This window comes from candidate division WOR-3 bacterium (assembly GCA_039801365.1).
Classification (GTDB): Bacteria; Hydrothermota; Tepidihabitantia; order Tepidihabitantales; family Tepidihabitantaceae; genus JBDRUN01.
In genome coordinates this window covers 1-16,213 of sequence record JBDRUN010000060.1, presented here as the reverse complement: position 1 = coordinate 16,213, position 16,213 = coordinate 1, and the positions used below count along the sequence as shown (strand labels likewise).

At 57.8% G+C, this 16,213-nt stretch carries 13 protein-coding genes; 6 read left to right on the top strand and 7 right to left on the bottom strand.

The features are described from left to right. The 4 genes from ABIL25_07975 to lnt form a co-directional block, all read left to right on the top strand. Positions 1–933 (top strand): MiaB/RimO family radical SAM methylthiotransferase (locus tag ABIL25_07975; protein MEO0082212.1); only part of this gene is annotated, 933 nt, incomplete at its 5' end. A gap of 166 nt (positions 934–1,099) precedes the next feature. Continuing rightward, the gene (purN, locus tag ABIL25_07970) at positions 1,100–1,717 is read left to right on the top strand and encodes a phosphoribosylglycinamide formyltransferase (GenBank protein MEO0082211.1); all 618 of its coding nucleotides are present in this window, start codon (positions 1,100–1,102) and stop codon (positions 1,715–1,717) included. Next, a complete protein-coding gene (locus tag ABIL25_07965) occupies positions 1,718–2,752 on the top strand; it encodes a Gfo/Idh/MocA family oxidoreductase (GenBank protein ID MEO0082210.1) in 1,035 nt (344 codons plus the stop codon). It begins immediately after the preceding gene. 59 nt (positions 2,753–2,811) lie between these two features. After that, positions 2,812–4,425, top strand: coding sequence for an apolipoprotein N-acyltransferase (lnt, locus tag ABIL25_07960; protein MEO0082209.1), 1,614 nt, complete (start codon positions 2,812–2,814; stop codon positions 4,423–4,425). 228 nt (positions 4,426–4,653) lie between these two features. On the opposite strand, the gene ABIL25_07955 is transcribed toward lnt, so the two are convergent. Genes ABIL25_07955 through glnA form a run of 5 tightly spaced genes read right to left on the bottom strand, consistent with a single transcriptional unit; the run spans position 4,654 to position 8,847 of the window. Further along, positions 4,654–5,145, bottom strand: a complete 492-nt coding sequence (locus ABIL25_07955; protein ID MEO0082208.1) for a hydrogenase 3 maturation endopeptidase HyCI — start codon at positions 5,143–5,145, stop codon at positions 4,654–4,656. Continuing rightward, entirely contained in the window at positions 5,136–6,140 is a 1,005-nt protein-coding gene (locus tag ABIL25_07950) for a hypothetical protein (protein MEO0082207.1), read from the bottom strand. The genes ABIL25_07955 and ABIL25_07950 overlap by 10 nt, the downstream gene beginning before the upstream one ends. Beyond that, complete coding sequence (locus tag ABIL25_07945; GenBank protein ID MEO0082206.1) at positions 6,124–6,504, bottom strand: RidA family protein; 381 nt, start codon at positions 6,502–6,504, stop codon at positions 6,124–6,126. The genes ABIL25_07950 and ABIL25_07945 overlap by 17 nt, the downstream gene beginning before the upstream one ends. 29 nt (positions 6,505–6,533) lie before the next feature. Continuing rightward, positions 6,534–7,439 carry a bifunctional enoyl-CoA hydratase/phosphate acetyltransferase gene (locus ABIL25_07940; GenBank protein ID MEO0082205.1) on the bottom strand — a complete coding sequence of 302 codons (906 nt, stop codon included), beginning with the start codon at positions 7,437–7,439 and terminating at the stop codon, positions 6,534–6,536. Then, on the bottom strand, positions 7,429–8,847 hold the full coding sequence (gene glnA, locus ABIL25_07935) for a type I glutamate--ammonia ligase (GenBank protein ID MEO0082204.1): 1,419 nt from the start codon (positions 8,845–8,847) through the stop codon (positions 7,429–7,431). The genes ABIL25_07940 and glnA overlap by 11 nt, the downstream gene beginning before the upstream one ends. 149 nt (positions 8,848–8,996) lie before the next feature. Here glnA and ABIL25_07930 point away from each other — a divergent pair, with 149 nt between their 5' ends. After that, positions 8,997–12,476, top strand: coding sequence for a C25 family cysteine peptidase (locus ABIL25_07930; protein MEO0082203.1), 3,480 nt, complete (start codon positions 8,997–8,999; stop codon positions 12,474–12,476). Between the two features lie 239 nt (positions 12,477–12,715). Beyond that, the gene (locus ABIL25_07925; GenBank protein ID MEO0082202.1) at positions 12,716–14,350 is read left to right on the top strand and encodes a C25 family cysteine peptidase; all 1,635 of its coding nucleotides are present in this window, start codon (positions 12,716–12,718) and stop codon (positions 14,348–14,350) included. 13 nt (positions 14,351–14,363) lie between these two features. Here ABIL25_07925 and ABIL25_07920 read toward each other — a convergent pair whose 3' ends face one another. Together ABIL25_07920 and ABIL25_07915 are read right to left on the bottom strand one after the other, a co-directional pair. Beyond that, positions 14,364–14,771, bottom strand: a complete 408-nt coding sequence (locus tag ABIL25_07920) for a ComEA family DNA-binding protein (GenBank protein MEO0082201.1) — start codon at positions 14,769–14,771, stop codon at positions 14,364–14,366. Between the two features lie 64 nt (positions 14,772–14,835). After that, positions 14,836–16,213: hypothetical protein (locus ABIL25_07915; protein MEO0082200.1), on the bottom strand; the 1,378-nt coding region annotated here is incomplete at its 5' end.

Here is a 16,213-nt window from a genome sequence, read left to right as displayed (position 1 = left end):
CAGTTACCATCTCCTCCTACTGCCTACTCTTCTGTTCCTCGCCTTCTTTCCACCCCATCCCACTACGCCTATCTGAAAATTGCGGAGGGCTGCAGCAACCGGTGTTCCTACTGTCTGATTCCTGCAATTCGCGGTCCCTTCCGTTCCCGTCCGTTGGACGATATCTTACAGGAAGCCCAAGCGCTGGCACGCATTGGTACAAGAGAACTCATCCTTATAGCCCAGGATACTACTGCATACGGCCAGGACATCTATGCAAAGCTGAGTCTACCCCAGCTTCTGCACAGACTCAGCCGGATTCACGGCATCCACTGGCTCCGACTGATGTACGCGCACCCCGCTCACATAACGGATGAACTCCTGCACGAATTTGAGACGAATCCGAAACTCTGCCGGTACGTTGACCTTCCCCTCCAGCACTGCTCAGACCGCATACTCAGACAGATGAACCGGTTCTACACGCGCCGCCACTTGGAAAGGCTTATCGGTCGGCTCCGAACCATTCCAGACATGTCCATCCGCACCACGATGATCGTCGGATTTCCGGGTGAGACCAGAACCGAGTTCGAAGAATTGCTCGACTTTGTCCGGAATACTGGTTTTGATCGTTTAGGCGCTTATGCCTTCTCGCCTGAACCCGGCACTCCGGCAGCAGGACTTGCGAATCAGATTCCTGGCCGGACACGACGGGCAAGGCTTGCCGTATTGATGAAACTGCAGGCATCTATCTCCCGCCGCAGACTGCGCCGTCTGCTCGGACGTTCGATCGATGTCGTGATTGACTCGCCAGGTGTCGGCCGCACGCAATGGGACGCGCCTGAGATTGACGGTACGGTTCGATTCCTCGGTCGGTGCCCTAAGCCCGGCAGCACTGTCCATGCCACGGTTGTCCGCACCGCAACCCACGACATCACGTGTTCGCTCCGGTCCTGACTTGCGCGTTCGAGGTCTTTCTGCAATTTCGGCTCCCGGATTGCATCTCAGTGCTATTCGTGTCGACGAGTCGAATTCCGGGACCCGCCCTTCCTACCCGGCAGTCCCGTATCGAACCACTCCCTGGCAGAATTGACAATACTGCGTCGCAGCAATACAATCAATCGTGCCCAAAGTCGGCATCGGCGTACTCGCTTCTGGCCGCGGCAGTAACTTCGAAGCACTAACCCGCACGCTCAAACGCAACGCGGTGGAAGGTGAAGTCAGAGTAGTCGTTGCCAACGTGCCCGAAGCGCCGGTCTTGCAGCGAGCAAGAGTTCTGGGAATCCCCGCTGTGCTCATCAACCACCGCGACTACAAGTCACGCGAATCCTTCGAACTTGCGCTCATTGCCGAGCTGAAACGTCACGATGTAAGACTCGTCTGTCTAGCCGGATTTATGAGGATACTTTCGCCCGTCTTCGTCCACTACTATGAGAACCGCATCATGAACATCCACCCTTCGCTCCTCCCAGCGTTTGCCGGCTTGCAGGGTATTGAGGTCCATCGTGCAGTGATCGAATCAGGGGTCAAGATTACCGGCTGCACCGTCCACTTCGTCAACGAACAGGTTGATGCTGGCCCGATCATAATTCAGCGGGCGATTCCAGTACGGAAGGACGACACACCCGAGTCGCTTGCCGTACGCGTGCTGATTGAAGAACACCAGGCCTATCCCGAAGCGGTCCGGCTGTTCTGTGAAAACCGCCTGGAAATCAGGGGCCGAAGGGTTTTGGTGCACTAGGTGAAAGAACAGCCGGTCAGAATTGCGGTAGCAGGCTGTGGAGCCCAGGCCCAAGTTGCCCACATCCCGGCTCTGAAGCAGAATCGCCGCGCTGAGCTAGTCGCGCTGTGCGACACCGACATCCGCAAGGTGAACCACCTCTGCACGCTGTACAATGTGCCCCGTCACTACGTTGACTTCGACGACCTCAAGGCTGACGAAAACGTGGACGCCGTGGTCATCGCTACCCCCAACTATCTGCATGCGCCGATGGCCATCGCTGCAATGGAATATGGTAAGGATGTGCTCTGCGAGACCCCTTTCGGCCTGAACGCCGACGAAGCGAGCCAGATGATTGCGACTGCAAGACGCGAGGGTCGCAAGCTAATGCCCTGCCTCAACACTCGGCTTAGGCCCGACGTGCAGACTATCCGCAAGTTCATCAACGGTGGCGAACTCGGCCAGCTCTACTATTGCAAGACCGGCTGGCTGCAGGGCCGCAGTTCCTGGTCACTCGAAGGCTGGCGAGCGCAGCGCCTGCGAGCCGGCGGCGGTGCATTCCTCTCACTCGGCACTGCGCTTCTGGACTTTTCACTTTGGCTGCTTGCGCCGGCACGGCCCATGTCGGTCATCGGCGTATCCCACCACCGCACCCCGGTAACCGAGGTCGAGGATACCGCATTCGCAATGATCAGACTTGAGAACGATATACTGCTCACGGTCGAGGTCGGCTGGAGCATGCTCATGGAACGGGACTTCACCTACTTCAATGGTTTCGGTACCCAGGGTGCCGCGCTCCTGAACCCGATTCAGATTCACAAGGAGATGCACGGCCACCTGGTCAACGTCACGCCGACAATGTCCACCAAAGGGATCCAACGGGCCTCGTTCCAGATGCTCATTGACATCTGGATCGACTGCCTGGTGCGTGACGTCGAACCTGCGATCCCGGCGTCCGAAGCCCTGCTTATCAACCAAGTTGCGGACGCCTTCTACCACTCCAGCTCGACCCGCTCCGAAGTTCAGCTTGCAACTGTGTCCAGCGGGTCCGGGTGACCGGGAATCGGCAGCAAGATACTGACGACAGTCCCAGTGCCGTGCGGACAAGTCCACAGATGAGAATCCCAAGACCTCTGCTTCTGGTCTTCCCAGGACTTGCGCTCGGGTTCGCCTTCGCTCCGTTTCCGTTCCGCTTCTTAGCCTTCATCGGCCTTGTCCCACTCTTCTGCCTAGTCCAAAGTCCGGAATTCAAGGGCGACACTCGCCGACTCTTTCTCTGGTCCTGGTTGTTCGGCGGCTTGGCTGCGGCGTCACACTTTTGGTGGCTCTGGTTTCTAGTTGTACCGATTGAACCCATAACCCGCTTTCTTCTGAACATCGGGGTCTTACTCCTCTTCGCCTATCTGGGGCTCTACACCGCAGCATTCGCTCTCATCGTGCACTGGCTCGGACTGTGGTCCGCGTTCCTTGTCTGGCCGCTGCTTGAGTTCGTGCGCAACCTTGGTGAAATCGCATTCCCTTGGGACCTTCTCGGCTACTCGGTGACGCCGTGGGTCCCGTTCATCCAGCCCGCAGCATTCGGAGGTGTGTACCTTGTCTCAGCCTGGCTTGTGCTTGTGAACTTGCTCGTGTATCGTACTTTTTTCTCAGCATGCCCATACGGCCATTCGCTAGTGGGCTTCCGGCATCCCTCTCCTAGGTTTGCAATCCTGCTTCTGGCGGCCGTTGTGGGACCGCTTGTCCTCGGAACCACACGTCTGCAGCCAAACCGTCCCTGGCTCAAAGTCGCCATTCTCCAGCCCAATATCTCGCCCTTGGACAAGGGTGACCGCGCCGCCCGCGAGAGAATCTACTCCGATCTCCTGCACCTAATCCGTGCGGCCGCCGAGTCGCGGCCCGACCTCATTATCTGCCCGGAAACTGCTACTCTGCTTGACGTAACCAATCGCAACAACGACATCAGCCGTGCACTCCAAGTACTTGTCGACTCGACCCGGATACCGCTTTTCACCGGTACGCCTTTGCACGACGACAAACAGGGCACGTGGCACAACGGCGCCTGCCTGCTCGAGCCAGGTGCAGATACTGTCCGGCAGCGTTACTACAAAATGCGCCTCGTGCCCTTCTCCGAAAAAATCCCCTACTCTGACCAGCTCCCACTGCTCCGCCGGCTTATCGGTACTGCCGACATGGGCAACTGGGACCGTGGCAAGGACTACACTGTATTCCAGCTTACAACCACACGCTCACGGTTTGCGACTCGGGACTCCGGGTTCGCCAGTATCAGCTATGAACAGTCCGTCGCATCCCGATTCGCCTGCCTCATCTGTTTTGAGGCCATCTTCCCGGACCTTGCCCGCCAATTCACGCGCCGCGGGTCTGAGATGTTCGCCGTGGTCACTAACGACGGCTGGTTCGGCCGAATACTCGGTGCTCAGCAGCACGCTGAACTCGCAGTTATGCGCACGGTAGAGAACGGGGTATCAATGGCACGTAGCGCCAACAACGGCATTTCCTTCGTCGTTGATCCCTATGGTCGGGTCCTGAAAAAGACTAGGCTTTTCACGCAGGAACTCCTCATCAGTGTAGTACCGGCGCCACTTGCAACCACACCGTATCGCCGGCATGGCGACTGGTTCATCATTGCCTGTCTTGCGGGAGTCTGTGCGTTCTCGGTCGTCCGCGTTCTCCGCCGGTCCACGCTGGCAACAACCGGCACGCGCAATTAAATGCCGTTCCCCAGTTCCGTGTCTCTCAATTCCCCTCAAAACCCGTGGCGGCCTTAGAATGACACAGCCCCCACGAGTCAGTTCGAATGTTCAACTGAACCGCTCTGCTCCTCTCGGTCTAGTCCTGCGCTAAAGTACACCAGGGTCCTACTGTCGGATTTCGTCCCATGTTTGAGCTGAATTCCCGTTCCAGCCCTGCTCCGGCCGGCACGCAGGCCGACACCAGCATCAGAGCGAACGCGCGGTCCAGACCTTGACGAACTGGACAAGTCGAGGCATGGCCTTGGCAACCGCACTTGACATCCTTGCGCCGAACCTGATACACGCCGGCTGCACTCCGAGAAGCTGTATCCCGGCCGTAAGTTGCTGGCATAGCAATGCCACGGTCATCGTAAGCGGCAACGTGTGAGTTGACACAAGGCCGCTGGCCAGGGGCTCGATCTCTTCCTGCTCGAACAGCTTGAACTCTCCGGGCCTGCCGCCGAACGCGCAAGCATCAACAATAAGAATCCGCTCTGGTCCAAGCCGAACGACCGGCTCGATGAAGTTTTCCGGCGTAGTGCCGCAGTCAAATACTGCCAAGCCTTCGGCACCACTTAGTTCCTCGGCAACTAGCGAGCCGACCGCATCGTCGCCGCGCAGCCGGTTTCCGACTCCAAGGAGAACCGACCTCGCTCTGTGCTCTAGGTGCTGGATCCTGGGTTCAGAGTTCAGTGACATATGTCTTTTCTCAAGGCCTTCGCCTCGGTCACATAAGTTCCAAGCCACGGGACCCGGTCACGGTATTCCTCCCAAGCAATAATCTTGTCCAGAAGCACCAGGCTGCTTTCAGCCTGACCAAGCGCAGCCCAGGCTCGGGCCATCTTGAGCCAGTTCTCCGCCAGGTAGTACTTGTTCCCGGGAAACGACTTGCAGACACCGGCCTCCAGGCACCGGCCGATGGTCAGCACCGTGTCGTAGTCTCCTTTCGAGAACAGAATGTCACGCATTGTTCGCAGCACGCTGCGATTGTCAGGATATGCCTGAAGCAGGCTCGCACACTGACTAAGCGCTTCCGCATACTCGTGCTCCTGGCCGAGCATCCAGGCAAGGGAAAATCGGGCCGAAACGTTACACAGCCCAGAGCAGGCAGCTGCTTCACGCACAAGCTCGAATGCTCTTTGTTTGGAACCAAGGATGCCAAGCCCCAAAAGATACTTGTCGCCCTGGGCCCGAAAATACTCAATCATGCCCAGCCCGTACTTCGCATCGGCCAGAGTACTCTCGAGACTCAGCGCCGTGCGGAGCGGTGCCATAGCTGAAACCAGTGCCTGAAGCGCTTCGACTCGTTTCTGCTCCCAGGCCAGTGAATTTGCCCGGTTCAGCCGGGCCAGTCCCAGGTATAAGTAGGCAAGCGTGTCCTTGTTCTGACCAAAACCGGTTCTTCTCAGACTTAGTCCCTCGACCCGGTCGTTCAGTTTGTGGAACGAGTCAATCATCGCCTTGTCTCCAGTCTCGTAACAGAGCATCTGGACAAGACTCGCCTGCCAATAGGCTGCTGCTGGATCTGTGGTATCTTCGCGTACCAGTGCTGATATCAGGTTCCAGGAGCTGTCGTACTGCTGGCGATAACACTCCTCGATTGCCTTGCTCATCCGAATGAGCCGCTGCTGCGGCATGAGTGCAGGAGCGACCAGTCCCGGACCGGCCGCCAGCAGGCTAGCAAGCAGCGACAAGTTCGATTTCAACCCGTGCACCTTTAGGCAAGGCCGAAACCTGGACGCACGAGCGAGCCGGGAAAGGCTCACTGAAGTGCCGGGCATAAACCTGATTCATCCGGCTAAAGTCGTTCATGTCCGTGAGGAACACCAAGACCTTGACTACCTTGTCCATGCTCGACCCGGCTGCTTCGAGCACCGCGGCGAGATTAGCAAACACCTGTTCGGTCTCAGCTTCGATGCTCTCTTGTTTCATCTGCCCGGTCGCAGGGTCGAGCGCAATCTGGCCAGACGTAAACACGAGCTCTCCAGTGCGCACCGCCTGGCTGTACGGCCCAACCGGAACTGGTGCCCTGTCGGTTCTCACCGCCTGCTTCTTCATAGGACCTCCGCTTGCCTGCTCATCCAGACTTAGGCGGCAAACCCGCCCAAAGCCAGCGAGTAAAGTTTCGTCTGGGCATCGTCAGCCCGTGACAGCATCACAATCGGCTTGCGTGCGCCAACCACAATGCCGGCTGCCTTGGCTCCACCCAAGTATTGCAATCCCTTGGCCAGGATGTTGCCAGTCGCCATTGTGGGCACAACCAGAATGTCAACCTCACCCGATACTTGGCTGGCAACCCGTTTGATTTTCGCCGCTTCTTGCGAGAGTGCAACATCAACCGCGAGCGGCCCTTCAATTATCGCGGTACCGAACTCACCCTGGTCACCCATCCGCGTGATTACAGCCCAGTCCAGGGTCTCGGCGATGTTCAGCCTTATCTTCTCTACGGCAGAAAGCAGCGCAACCTTGGGCCGTTCGAGCCCAAGGAGTCGGGCGAGTTCGACAGCATTTCGCACGATGTCAATCTTGCGCTTCAGGTCCAGTTCGGCGTTGATACCGCCGTCGGTGATCGCAAGCATCTTATGATAGCTCGGCAGTTCCAGTAGTGCCACGTGGGACAGAATTCGCTCTCCGCGCAGACCCAGACTTTCGTCCAGCACCCCGCGCAGGAACGTAGCCGTGTCCACCTGACCTTTCATCAGAAAATCACCGTTCTGTGCCACGTCCCGCACCGCAGCCGAGACTGCCTCGGCCGGGTCGGCAATGTCGCGTACCTCGAACTGAGACCAGTCCAGCTTCAGACTTGAACAGATAGTTGCTATTCGGGTCCCATCACCATACAGGACCCCCCGAGTAATGCCTTTATGTTGTGCCTCACCCAGCGCTTCAATCGTAGCACAGTCGTCTCCGCAGGCAACAACGCACCGCCGGCCGCCCTTGGCCTGGGCCGCGGCAAGAAGCTGCTCGAAGCTGGCAATCGCGCTAGCACCCATAGTAAAGGTTGTACTCCCAGGGATGGGGCCGCCTGGCTAGTGCCTCGGCCTCCGCCATCTTTATCTCAACCCATTTGTCAATCGTATCCAGGGTAAACGCAACAGTGAGATACTCGTGATCCTGTCTCAGCTCCTCGAGCGCTGCCTCCAATGTTCTCGGCAGTGCCCGGGCGGCGTGATCTCCGCTGCTCGCTTCCACTCTGCCCTGCAGGGGCGTACCCGGATCAATCTTACGCCGGATGCCGTCAAGGCCGGCCAGGAGCACAGCAGCAAGAGAAAGATACGGATTTGCGCTTGCGTCTGGAATCCGGTACTCAAGCGCCATGTCACGAGCCGAGGTGACGTAACCCGGAATCCGGATGGCCGCGGTCCGGTTGGCAAAGGAGAAGAATACTGCGACCGGTGCCTCAAATCCCGGTACCAGCCGGCGATAGGAATTCGTGCTCGGATTGGTCAGTGCGCACAGGCTCGGTGCATGCATCAGTATCCCGCCGATGAAGTGCATTGCAAGCTTCGACAACTTACCCTTGTTTCGCTCGTCTCCGAACAACGATACCGCACCTGCTGGCTGCTGCTTATCGTCTGCTGTGTTCCTGCCTTTTTTCGCCAGATATATGTGCAGATGCATTCCCGAACCCGGCTCGCCGTATATCGGCTTGGGCATGAAAGTCGCGGTCTTGCCGTACCTCAGCGCAAGGTTGCGCACCAAGTACTTGACAAGCATTATTCCGTCAGCGGCCTGCACCACCGGCAGGTAGCCTGGTTCAAGTTCAACCTGCGAGAATCGGCCACCCTCGTGGTGATGATACTTGACCGGTATTCCACAACCCTGCGTAAGCAGCGCTAGCTCGCTCCTGAAGTCCGAACTGCGGTCAAATGGCGGCGCAACATGATAGGCCGGGCCTTTGAACAAAGTAAGACCGGTGTGATCATCGTGTTTCAGCTCCTCGGTTTCAACTCGGTAAACAGCCGATGCTGCGTCAGTCCAAAACTCGGCCTTGTTGAACAGGTAGAACTCGAACTCAGGCCTTACCATCACCTGGTCAGCCCCGCTTGCCCTGCTCAGTGCGGCCACGGCCTGTTGGAGAATGTGCCTCGGGTCCCGCACATAGCGCTTGCCGGTACCCGGGTCGTAGATTCCGGCAAAGCAAGAGAGCGTAGGCTGCTGACAGAACGGGTCCAAGACTACGGTGTCAAGGTCCGGCTTCAGAACCATATCACCTGCCTCCACGGTACGGAACCCGGCAACCGAAGAACTGTCAAACCCGACCCCGTCCTTCAGAACGCTGCTCAGCCGCTCTATCGGCACGGTTACATGCCGGAGCCGGCCTGGCAGGTCAGGATATCTCAGGTCCAGAAACTTGATACCCTTTGCCTTGATTAGCGCGTGTATTCTTTCATTGTCCATGGCGGCAAAGATTAGCCCTTGCTTACATACTGTCAAGTGCACGTCGTCTCACCCCCCACTTTTTCGCTTGCGTTCCGGGCAGGCTTGTCTAGAATATCCGTCAGATAACGGCCATTCAGCTCCGGCCGGATTGACCCACTGGAGGAAAGTTGAGAAAACTCTTTCTGCTGTTTGTGCCTGCAATGCTCGCAGCCGGAACGGTCCGCCATGTGCTCGAACTCGACCGGTCACAGTTGCGCTTCGGTCGATTCCAAGGATTCGATGTTGTCGAACTTGATGACGGTCTTGTCATCCCTGCACCAGGCCGACCATGTCTCCCAGACATCTCCGTGACCCTTGTTCTGCCGGCCGGCGCCACGGTTACCGGCGTAACCTCAGTTCCGGTGGCAACCGAGCTCATTCCAGGCAGTTACCGAGTTCTGCCCTGCCAAGAACCTTGGCCAATTTCCCAAAGCGGCCCGCCTGCGTTCGTCGAACCTGACCACCAGGTTTACGCCTCGACCGCGGCATTCCCGTCCGACCCGACTGCCGCGTGGCACACAGGCAGCGCTTCTGGCTTCAGACTCGTAAATCTGAACCTGTGCCCGTTTGAGTACCGGCCTGCGCTCGGCCAGCTGCGATTGCACACACGCCTGGCCGTGACCGTAACCTACGAAGAGAGCGGCCCGCGGCCAACGCTGACCCCGAGTCAGCTCGAACGCACGGTCGCCGGACTGGCCGAGCTGGTAGCCAATCCGGAGCAGCTGGACCGGTTCGCCCCGGACGTAGCCGAAACCGACCTGCCAACAATAGACTACCTTGTGATAACGTCCGACCGACTGGCGGCTTGGTTCAAGCCTTTTCTGGAGTACAAGACCGGCCGCGGCCTGCGTACGGAAATCCGCACTACCGAGTGGATCGAGCGCAACTGCCCGGGCCGGGACTTACAGGAGAGGATCCGTAATCTCATCCGAGACTTTTTCGAACATCGCGGTCTCACCTATGTGCTACTGGCCGGTGACAATGCCTTTGTTCCGTGCCGTCGCATCAGGGTTTCGGTTTCCGGCGAAACCGGCGACATCCCCACCGACCTGTACTACGCGGACCTCGACTACTCCTGGGACTCGAACCACAACAACCTGTTCGGCGAGATGGACGACTCGGTAGACCTGTACGCCGACGTAATCCTCGGCCGGGCATCAGTTGACAACCAGACCGAGGTCGAAACGTTTATTCGGAAGCTCAAGAACTATGAAGAGAATCCCGCCATGGACTACGTCAAACGCACACTCTTGCCGTCTGGCTGGCTCTGGCGGTCGCTGAACTACCATGGCCGAATTGTCAACGACTCCATCGCCAACATGACGCCAAGCGGCTGGCCGGATGTGAAAATGGAGAACCCACCGAGCTGCTATGTTGTAGCCGACTCCTTCAACCACGGCTTCGCTTTCTTTGACCCGGCAGGCCACGGCAATGCCAACGGTGTGTACGACGAGGACGGTACGCCGATTTATACCTCAAGCCTAGCCCGGGCACAAACAAACGACCGACGCTACTCCATCATGACCTCACTTGCCTGCAACCCAGGCGACTTTGAGACCGAGGACTGCCTTGCAGAAAATGCCCACAACGCGGCTACTGGCGGCTGCATTGCGGTGATGATGAACTCCCGTTACGGATGGGGCACACCACCTTCGTTCGGCCCCTCGGAAAAACTCTGCGCGCGGTTCTACGATTTTCTGCTCAAACGCAGCACGTTTGTGCTTGGCACATGCCATTCCCACTCGCGCGAGGTGTATGCCGCATCGGCACAATCCAATTCGCTCTGGCGCTGGTGCATGACCGAGTTCAACCTGTTCGCAGACCCGTCGCTGGATATTTGGACCGAAGTACCAGCGGGCATGACGATTACCGCTCCAGACACAATCTTGACTGGAGAGCAACTGGTTCAGGTAACGGTCTCAAAACAGCACGCGCCGGTCGCAAACGCCTTGGTCTGCGCTCGGAAAGGAGCCGAAACCTATGCCGCGGGCCGCACCAACAGCTCAGGCCAGGTAACCCTGCAGGTTCACCCACGAACCCCAGGTATCCTCCGACTCACCGCCTCAGTGCACAACCAACTGCCTGCCTTCGGCGATGTGGCCGTGGAACAGGGCGCACCTGAACCGCTCGTCATCCTTGGCCGGGTTGATATATTCGATTCAGGACAGGCCCGTGCCAACGGTATTCTCGAACCCGGCGAGACCGCACGCCTGGCCCTTACGCTACACAATCAGGGAACAGCAGCGGCGAACTCAGTCAGCGTGGTGCTCTCAACCAGCACTCCAGAACTCACCTTCCCTGATTCCACCGCCGTGTTCGGCACAATCCCAGCCCAGGACAGTGGCTGGTCCAATGACTTCACAATCCGCGCTGGACCCGACATCCTGCCAGGCTCAAGCCCAGAAATAGCAGCCCGAATCCACTCAGCCGAAGACAACTGGGAAGCGACATTCTACATCTCCATCGGTTATCCTGGCCGCATTGTCGCGGACATTGATACCGGTGTGTGTGCTCTTACCGTGACCTGCCGTGGCTCAGTCGGGTTTGACACCGATGGTGCGAAGCAGGGACGCGGGTTCCGTTTCCCCAAGTCTGATACGACGTCGCTGAACCTTGCGTCTTTCTGCTTGGCCAACTCGGCTGACTACGTCGTTGATCAGTTCTATACCACGGCCGTTGGCCAACCGGACCGGGACTGGCGCATGACCGACAGTCTCTATTCCAGCAGGCCTTTCTGGCCCGCAAAGCAGCTCCTCACCAGCTCATTCTCGGACGCCGGACACCCGTCTTGCAGTGGGGTCCGTGTTCTTCAGCAGGCATTCGGCACCGACGAGTCCGGGTATGATAACTTTGTCATCCTGATGTACGACTTGGTCAACGCAGGCGCACAACGCCTGACTGGACTCTATGCTGGAATTCTTGCTGACTTCGACGTCAAGGCGACCGACCGGTTCCACGACCTTTGTTACACCGATGCAGATCGGCGTACCGCCTACCTCCGTAACGTCAACATCCCCCACAAATTTACTGGTGTTGAACTGCTCTACCCGGACATGCCTGGATTTCAGACCTGCATTGACCACAGCGTCTATGTGTACCCGGACTCTGGCCTGAGCGAAAGCATGAAGTATCGTCTGCTCAACGGCACCGCTGGAGTCACCCGCTCGGATCGACCATACAATTGGTCGGTTTCGGTCTCGACCGGCCCGTTTGACTTGACACCAGGTGATACCCAGCGAGTGGCGTTCGCATTTGTCGCTGCTTCAGATTCTGCGTCTTACCTCGAGACATGCGAGAACTGCCAGCGCTGGTTCAACAACAGCTCCGGCTCGTCCGAAGGCGCTTCTTCTCGCCTTGAGCTTTCCTTCCTCTCCGTTTTCCCCAACCCGTTTTCCCGCTCCGTCTCGATTCGTCTGAATGAAGTGCTAACGCAGCCAATTCGAATGCAGGTATTCGACGCCACTGGCCGCAGAGTTGCAGATGTCCGCAACAGCACCCCGGCACGAACAGTAACCTGGACTCCATCAGAGCTGCCGGCCGGCGTGTACTTGCTCCGGCTGGAGGCCGACACAGTCGTGTTCCTCAATCATGTGACCCTTGTTCGCTAGAGGCTGTCTCGCCAGCAGACCGTCTGATCTGACCCCTCTTCTTCCTGCGGTGAGGCGCGAGGAAAGATACCGGCCGCACAACTATTGACACTGAAACTGTGGCAGCGATAATTTGGATGTGACACGTGTGAGTCGTAACAACTCACAGAGTCAAGTACTCCCAAGAGTATCGCAGGCAGGCACCAGTCGAATTGGCACACCGGCAAGCGTGCCTACCGTAAAACAAAGAAGAGGTGACGATGAGCCGAAGAATTCTTTTTCTCGTGCTGGTACCGGTCACGCTCGCACTAGCCCAACAGGGTGCCAGGTACCTGATCATTGCAACTGACCAGCTGGCTGCGGCAATCCAGCCCCTGGCCGACTGGAAACATGCCTCAGGCATGCAGTGCAAAGTCGCTCGAACGTCCGAGACCGGCTCGGACACGACCTCAATAAAGAACTACATCCGCAATGCATACAATACCTGGCCAGTAAAACCGGAGTACGTGCTCTTGGTCGGTTCGCCTAGTTCCCTACCAGCACGAATCTACACAATCCAGCATGTTGGCACGTATGCCTCAGACAACATTTATGGCGACGTTACCGGCGACTTTAGGATGGACATCCCGGTCGGCCGCTTCCCGGCCAAGTCCCCCACCCAACTGGAAGTAATGGTCGCCAAGACGCTCGCGTATGAGACCAAACCTGAACTCTCAGACAGCAACTGGATGCGCCGGATGACCACTATCTGTCGCGACCTGGGCGATGATGATGCCTGGGTGTACTGGAACGATGTCCGTAACGCCATCAACCTCGCTCGCAACGCCGGGTTTGTCGGTTTTGACTCCCTTGCCTCCTCCCTGGGCGACACTGCCCCCGACGTTGTCGCCTCGATCAATAACGGCACTGGCATGGTGCTTTACCGAGGAACAGCAACAAACAATTGGTACAAACCTTTCGCGGTGGACCCCGGTCAGACCGCCAATGGAAGGAAGTTGCCGATTATTCTATCAATCACCTGCGAGACCATGACTCTGACCCCGAACGAGTCCATGGTTGGCGAAGCCTGGCTTAAGACAGGCACCAGTTCAAACCCGAGGGGCGCGGTGGCTTTTTTCGGTAACACACACTCCGGCTCTAACGTTGCCCAAGTCCGTAGCGCAGTCGCCCGAGGCTTTTTCACCGGCCTGTTCACCGAGAACAAGTACAAGCTCGGGCACGCAATGATTCGCGCGAAGGAACAGCTTTATCAGGAATACCCGAGCTATACTGCGGACTACCGCGGATTCAACCTCTTGGGAGACCCTGACCTTGGTATCTGGACCGCCACACCGCGTATCCTTGAAGTCAGCCATCCACAAGAAATCCTGCCCCAGCCTCAGCAGATTCAGGTAACAGTACGCAGTAAGCTCACGCCAATTGCTAACGCCCTGGTGTGTGCCTCGATGGGTTCGGCTGTCTATACCTATGGCTACACCAACAGCTCTGGCGAAGTGACCCTGAGTGTAAGCCCAAGTGACACCGGTTCAATGCGTCTGGTTGTGACTGGACAGAACTGCTATCCGTACGATGGCACGATTCACGTCGTCACGCAGGTCGGGCTTGCTGAGCACCCCCCGGTACCAGCCTGTTCGCCGAAGCTCTCAGCCACACCGTCTGCTTTCCTTTATGAGACCAGGCTGTCATGGCCGCCAGTACGAGATGCTGGACTAACCGTCGCAATCCACGACGCCTGTGGTCGCTTGGTTCGTACGCTATCCGGGTCTGGCAGCTCGGCGGTGTGGGATGGATGCGACCAAGACGGCCGAAGGCTCGGACCCGGAGTTTACGTCTGCACACTCCTGGCCCAGAGCACAACCAGCCTGTCCCGAACGAGCGTAACGAAACTCAAGTAGCAGAGGACTACAACTATTGCCCCTCGCCCGAATCCGGGTGAGGGGTTTGTTTCGGGCTCGCAGATTGCCGCGCTCCGACTGTCACCAGCTCACAGATGGCTGCGTACCGCTTTGGTCCGATGCCTGACACCTGCCGAAGTTCTCTCACACTTCGGAATCTTCCATGCTGCTGCCGGTAACTGATGATGCGCCGGGCCAGCTCAGGCCCGATACCAGGTAAAGCTTCCAGCTCGTACTGCCGGGCCTGGTTCAAGTCAATAAGTGCCGGCTCGGTACCCGTCGTGTCAACCGGATTCTCAACGACAATAGGCGAGGCAGCCTGCTGTCGGGCAAGCCGTATCCGGCGATAGGCAGTCATGCCGGCACCAACAAGGAACGTGGCAGTCAAGAACAGCAGTACAACTCTCTCCCTCGGATTCATCTCGGCCGATTTCTCGCATTGCGTCCGAACATTGCCACTCCCAATCTGCCCGGCAAAACCCGCACTAAAACCGAAATAGAACCCAAAAATCTACGTCGGTCGCTCTTGTGGTGGTTCCAGAAAGTCCCTTAGTAAAGCTGTATCCGAAGTTCGAACCAGCCTCGATCGTCCGGGAGAAACTGTATGAACCTGCGAGTCTGGTGGAGTACGCGTTGTCGTGCTGCTGAGGCACCGGGACGCCCGGTATACCACCTATCCACTGAGTTGTACTCCGCCGGGTCTGTGAGTACTTGAAAGACCACGTCAGCCTCAGGTCGGATGAAAACTTGACTTTCCTCAACCCCGGCAACTTGAGCCCTTGCGGCGCGGAGAACGAGTAAGAGAGCGACAGGTCTCCCCCTCGGCTGTCCATACCAGTCACGCTCCGGTTGTCGCCGGTCTCGCTCAGAAAGTTCGTAGCCGAAGACGTTGAGTAGTTCGCGGAAAACGTTGTCGATACGCGCTTCTGCCAGGTCGTCGTCCAGGAAACCAGTGGACTGAAATCGTACGTCCGGCTGGTACGCCGACCGTACATCGCCAGCGTGTCTCCGGACAGCTCGCCAGCCAAAGAGGAATTACGCCGGTACTTCCCCGAAAGTCTGGAGTCGGTGGCGAGTTTGGGAAACAGGCGGTGCACGCCGCTTAATGAAAGGTCAAGGTCGGGCCAGCTTATGCTTTGGTCAAACGTGGTAGTAAAGATATTGGCATCCCAGCCCCGGGACCAATCATAAGCGAATCCGGCTCGGAGCTGGCCGACCTTTGCGCCCGACGACAACCTAAAAGAGTTGTCCGCTTCCCGGTTAATACTCGATGGCCGGCCTGTGTCGCTGAAGGCAAAGCTGTTTGAGAATCCAAGCCGGTAATGCCAAGGTGCGTAGTCCGAGACTCGAATTAACTCGCTGGAACGGTCTATCGAGTAGTCAACGTCAACCGCATCAATAAACCGGGAAAGACCGCCCAGTGTCCGACGCAGCGCAGCCAACGCGGACCGGACCGTGTCCTTCTGCTCTGGTGCTCGCTCTTCCAGTCTACTCAGTAGTTCGGGCAGGTCCAGAGACGCGCTCAACTCTACTTCACCTGAGTTGCCCATGTTACGGAAACTGGCATACACACTGTCAGCCTTCGGCCTTTCGTCCGAGTATTCGCCATCAAAGCTCACCGACGGTGTCAGAACATCGCCCAGCTCGATCGAGTAGCTGGCGCTGAAGTTCTCATCGTGACCCGCCTCGCTTCCAATCGGCAGGAACCACAGCGTCTCCGGCCGGGCAACAAGCATGTCGCGTTCCGAGCTAGTACCGTATTCGAAATCCAGGTCTTCAAGTGGCGAATATTCAACCGAAAAGTCTGAGTTCAGACCGTGGCTCCGGAGCCGCTCGAACCGGAATGAGTCTGTGACCGTCTGT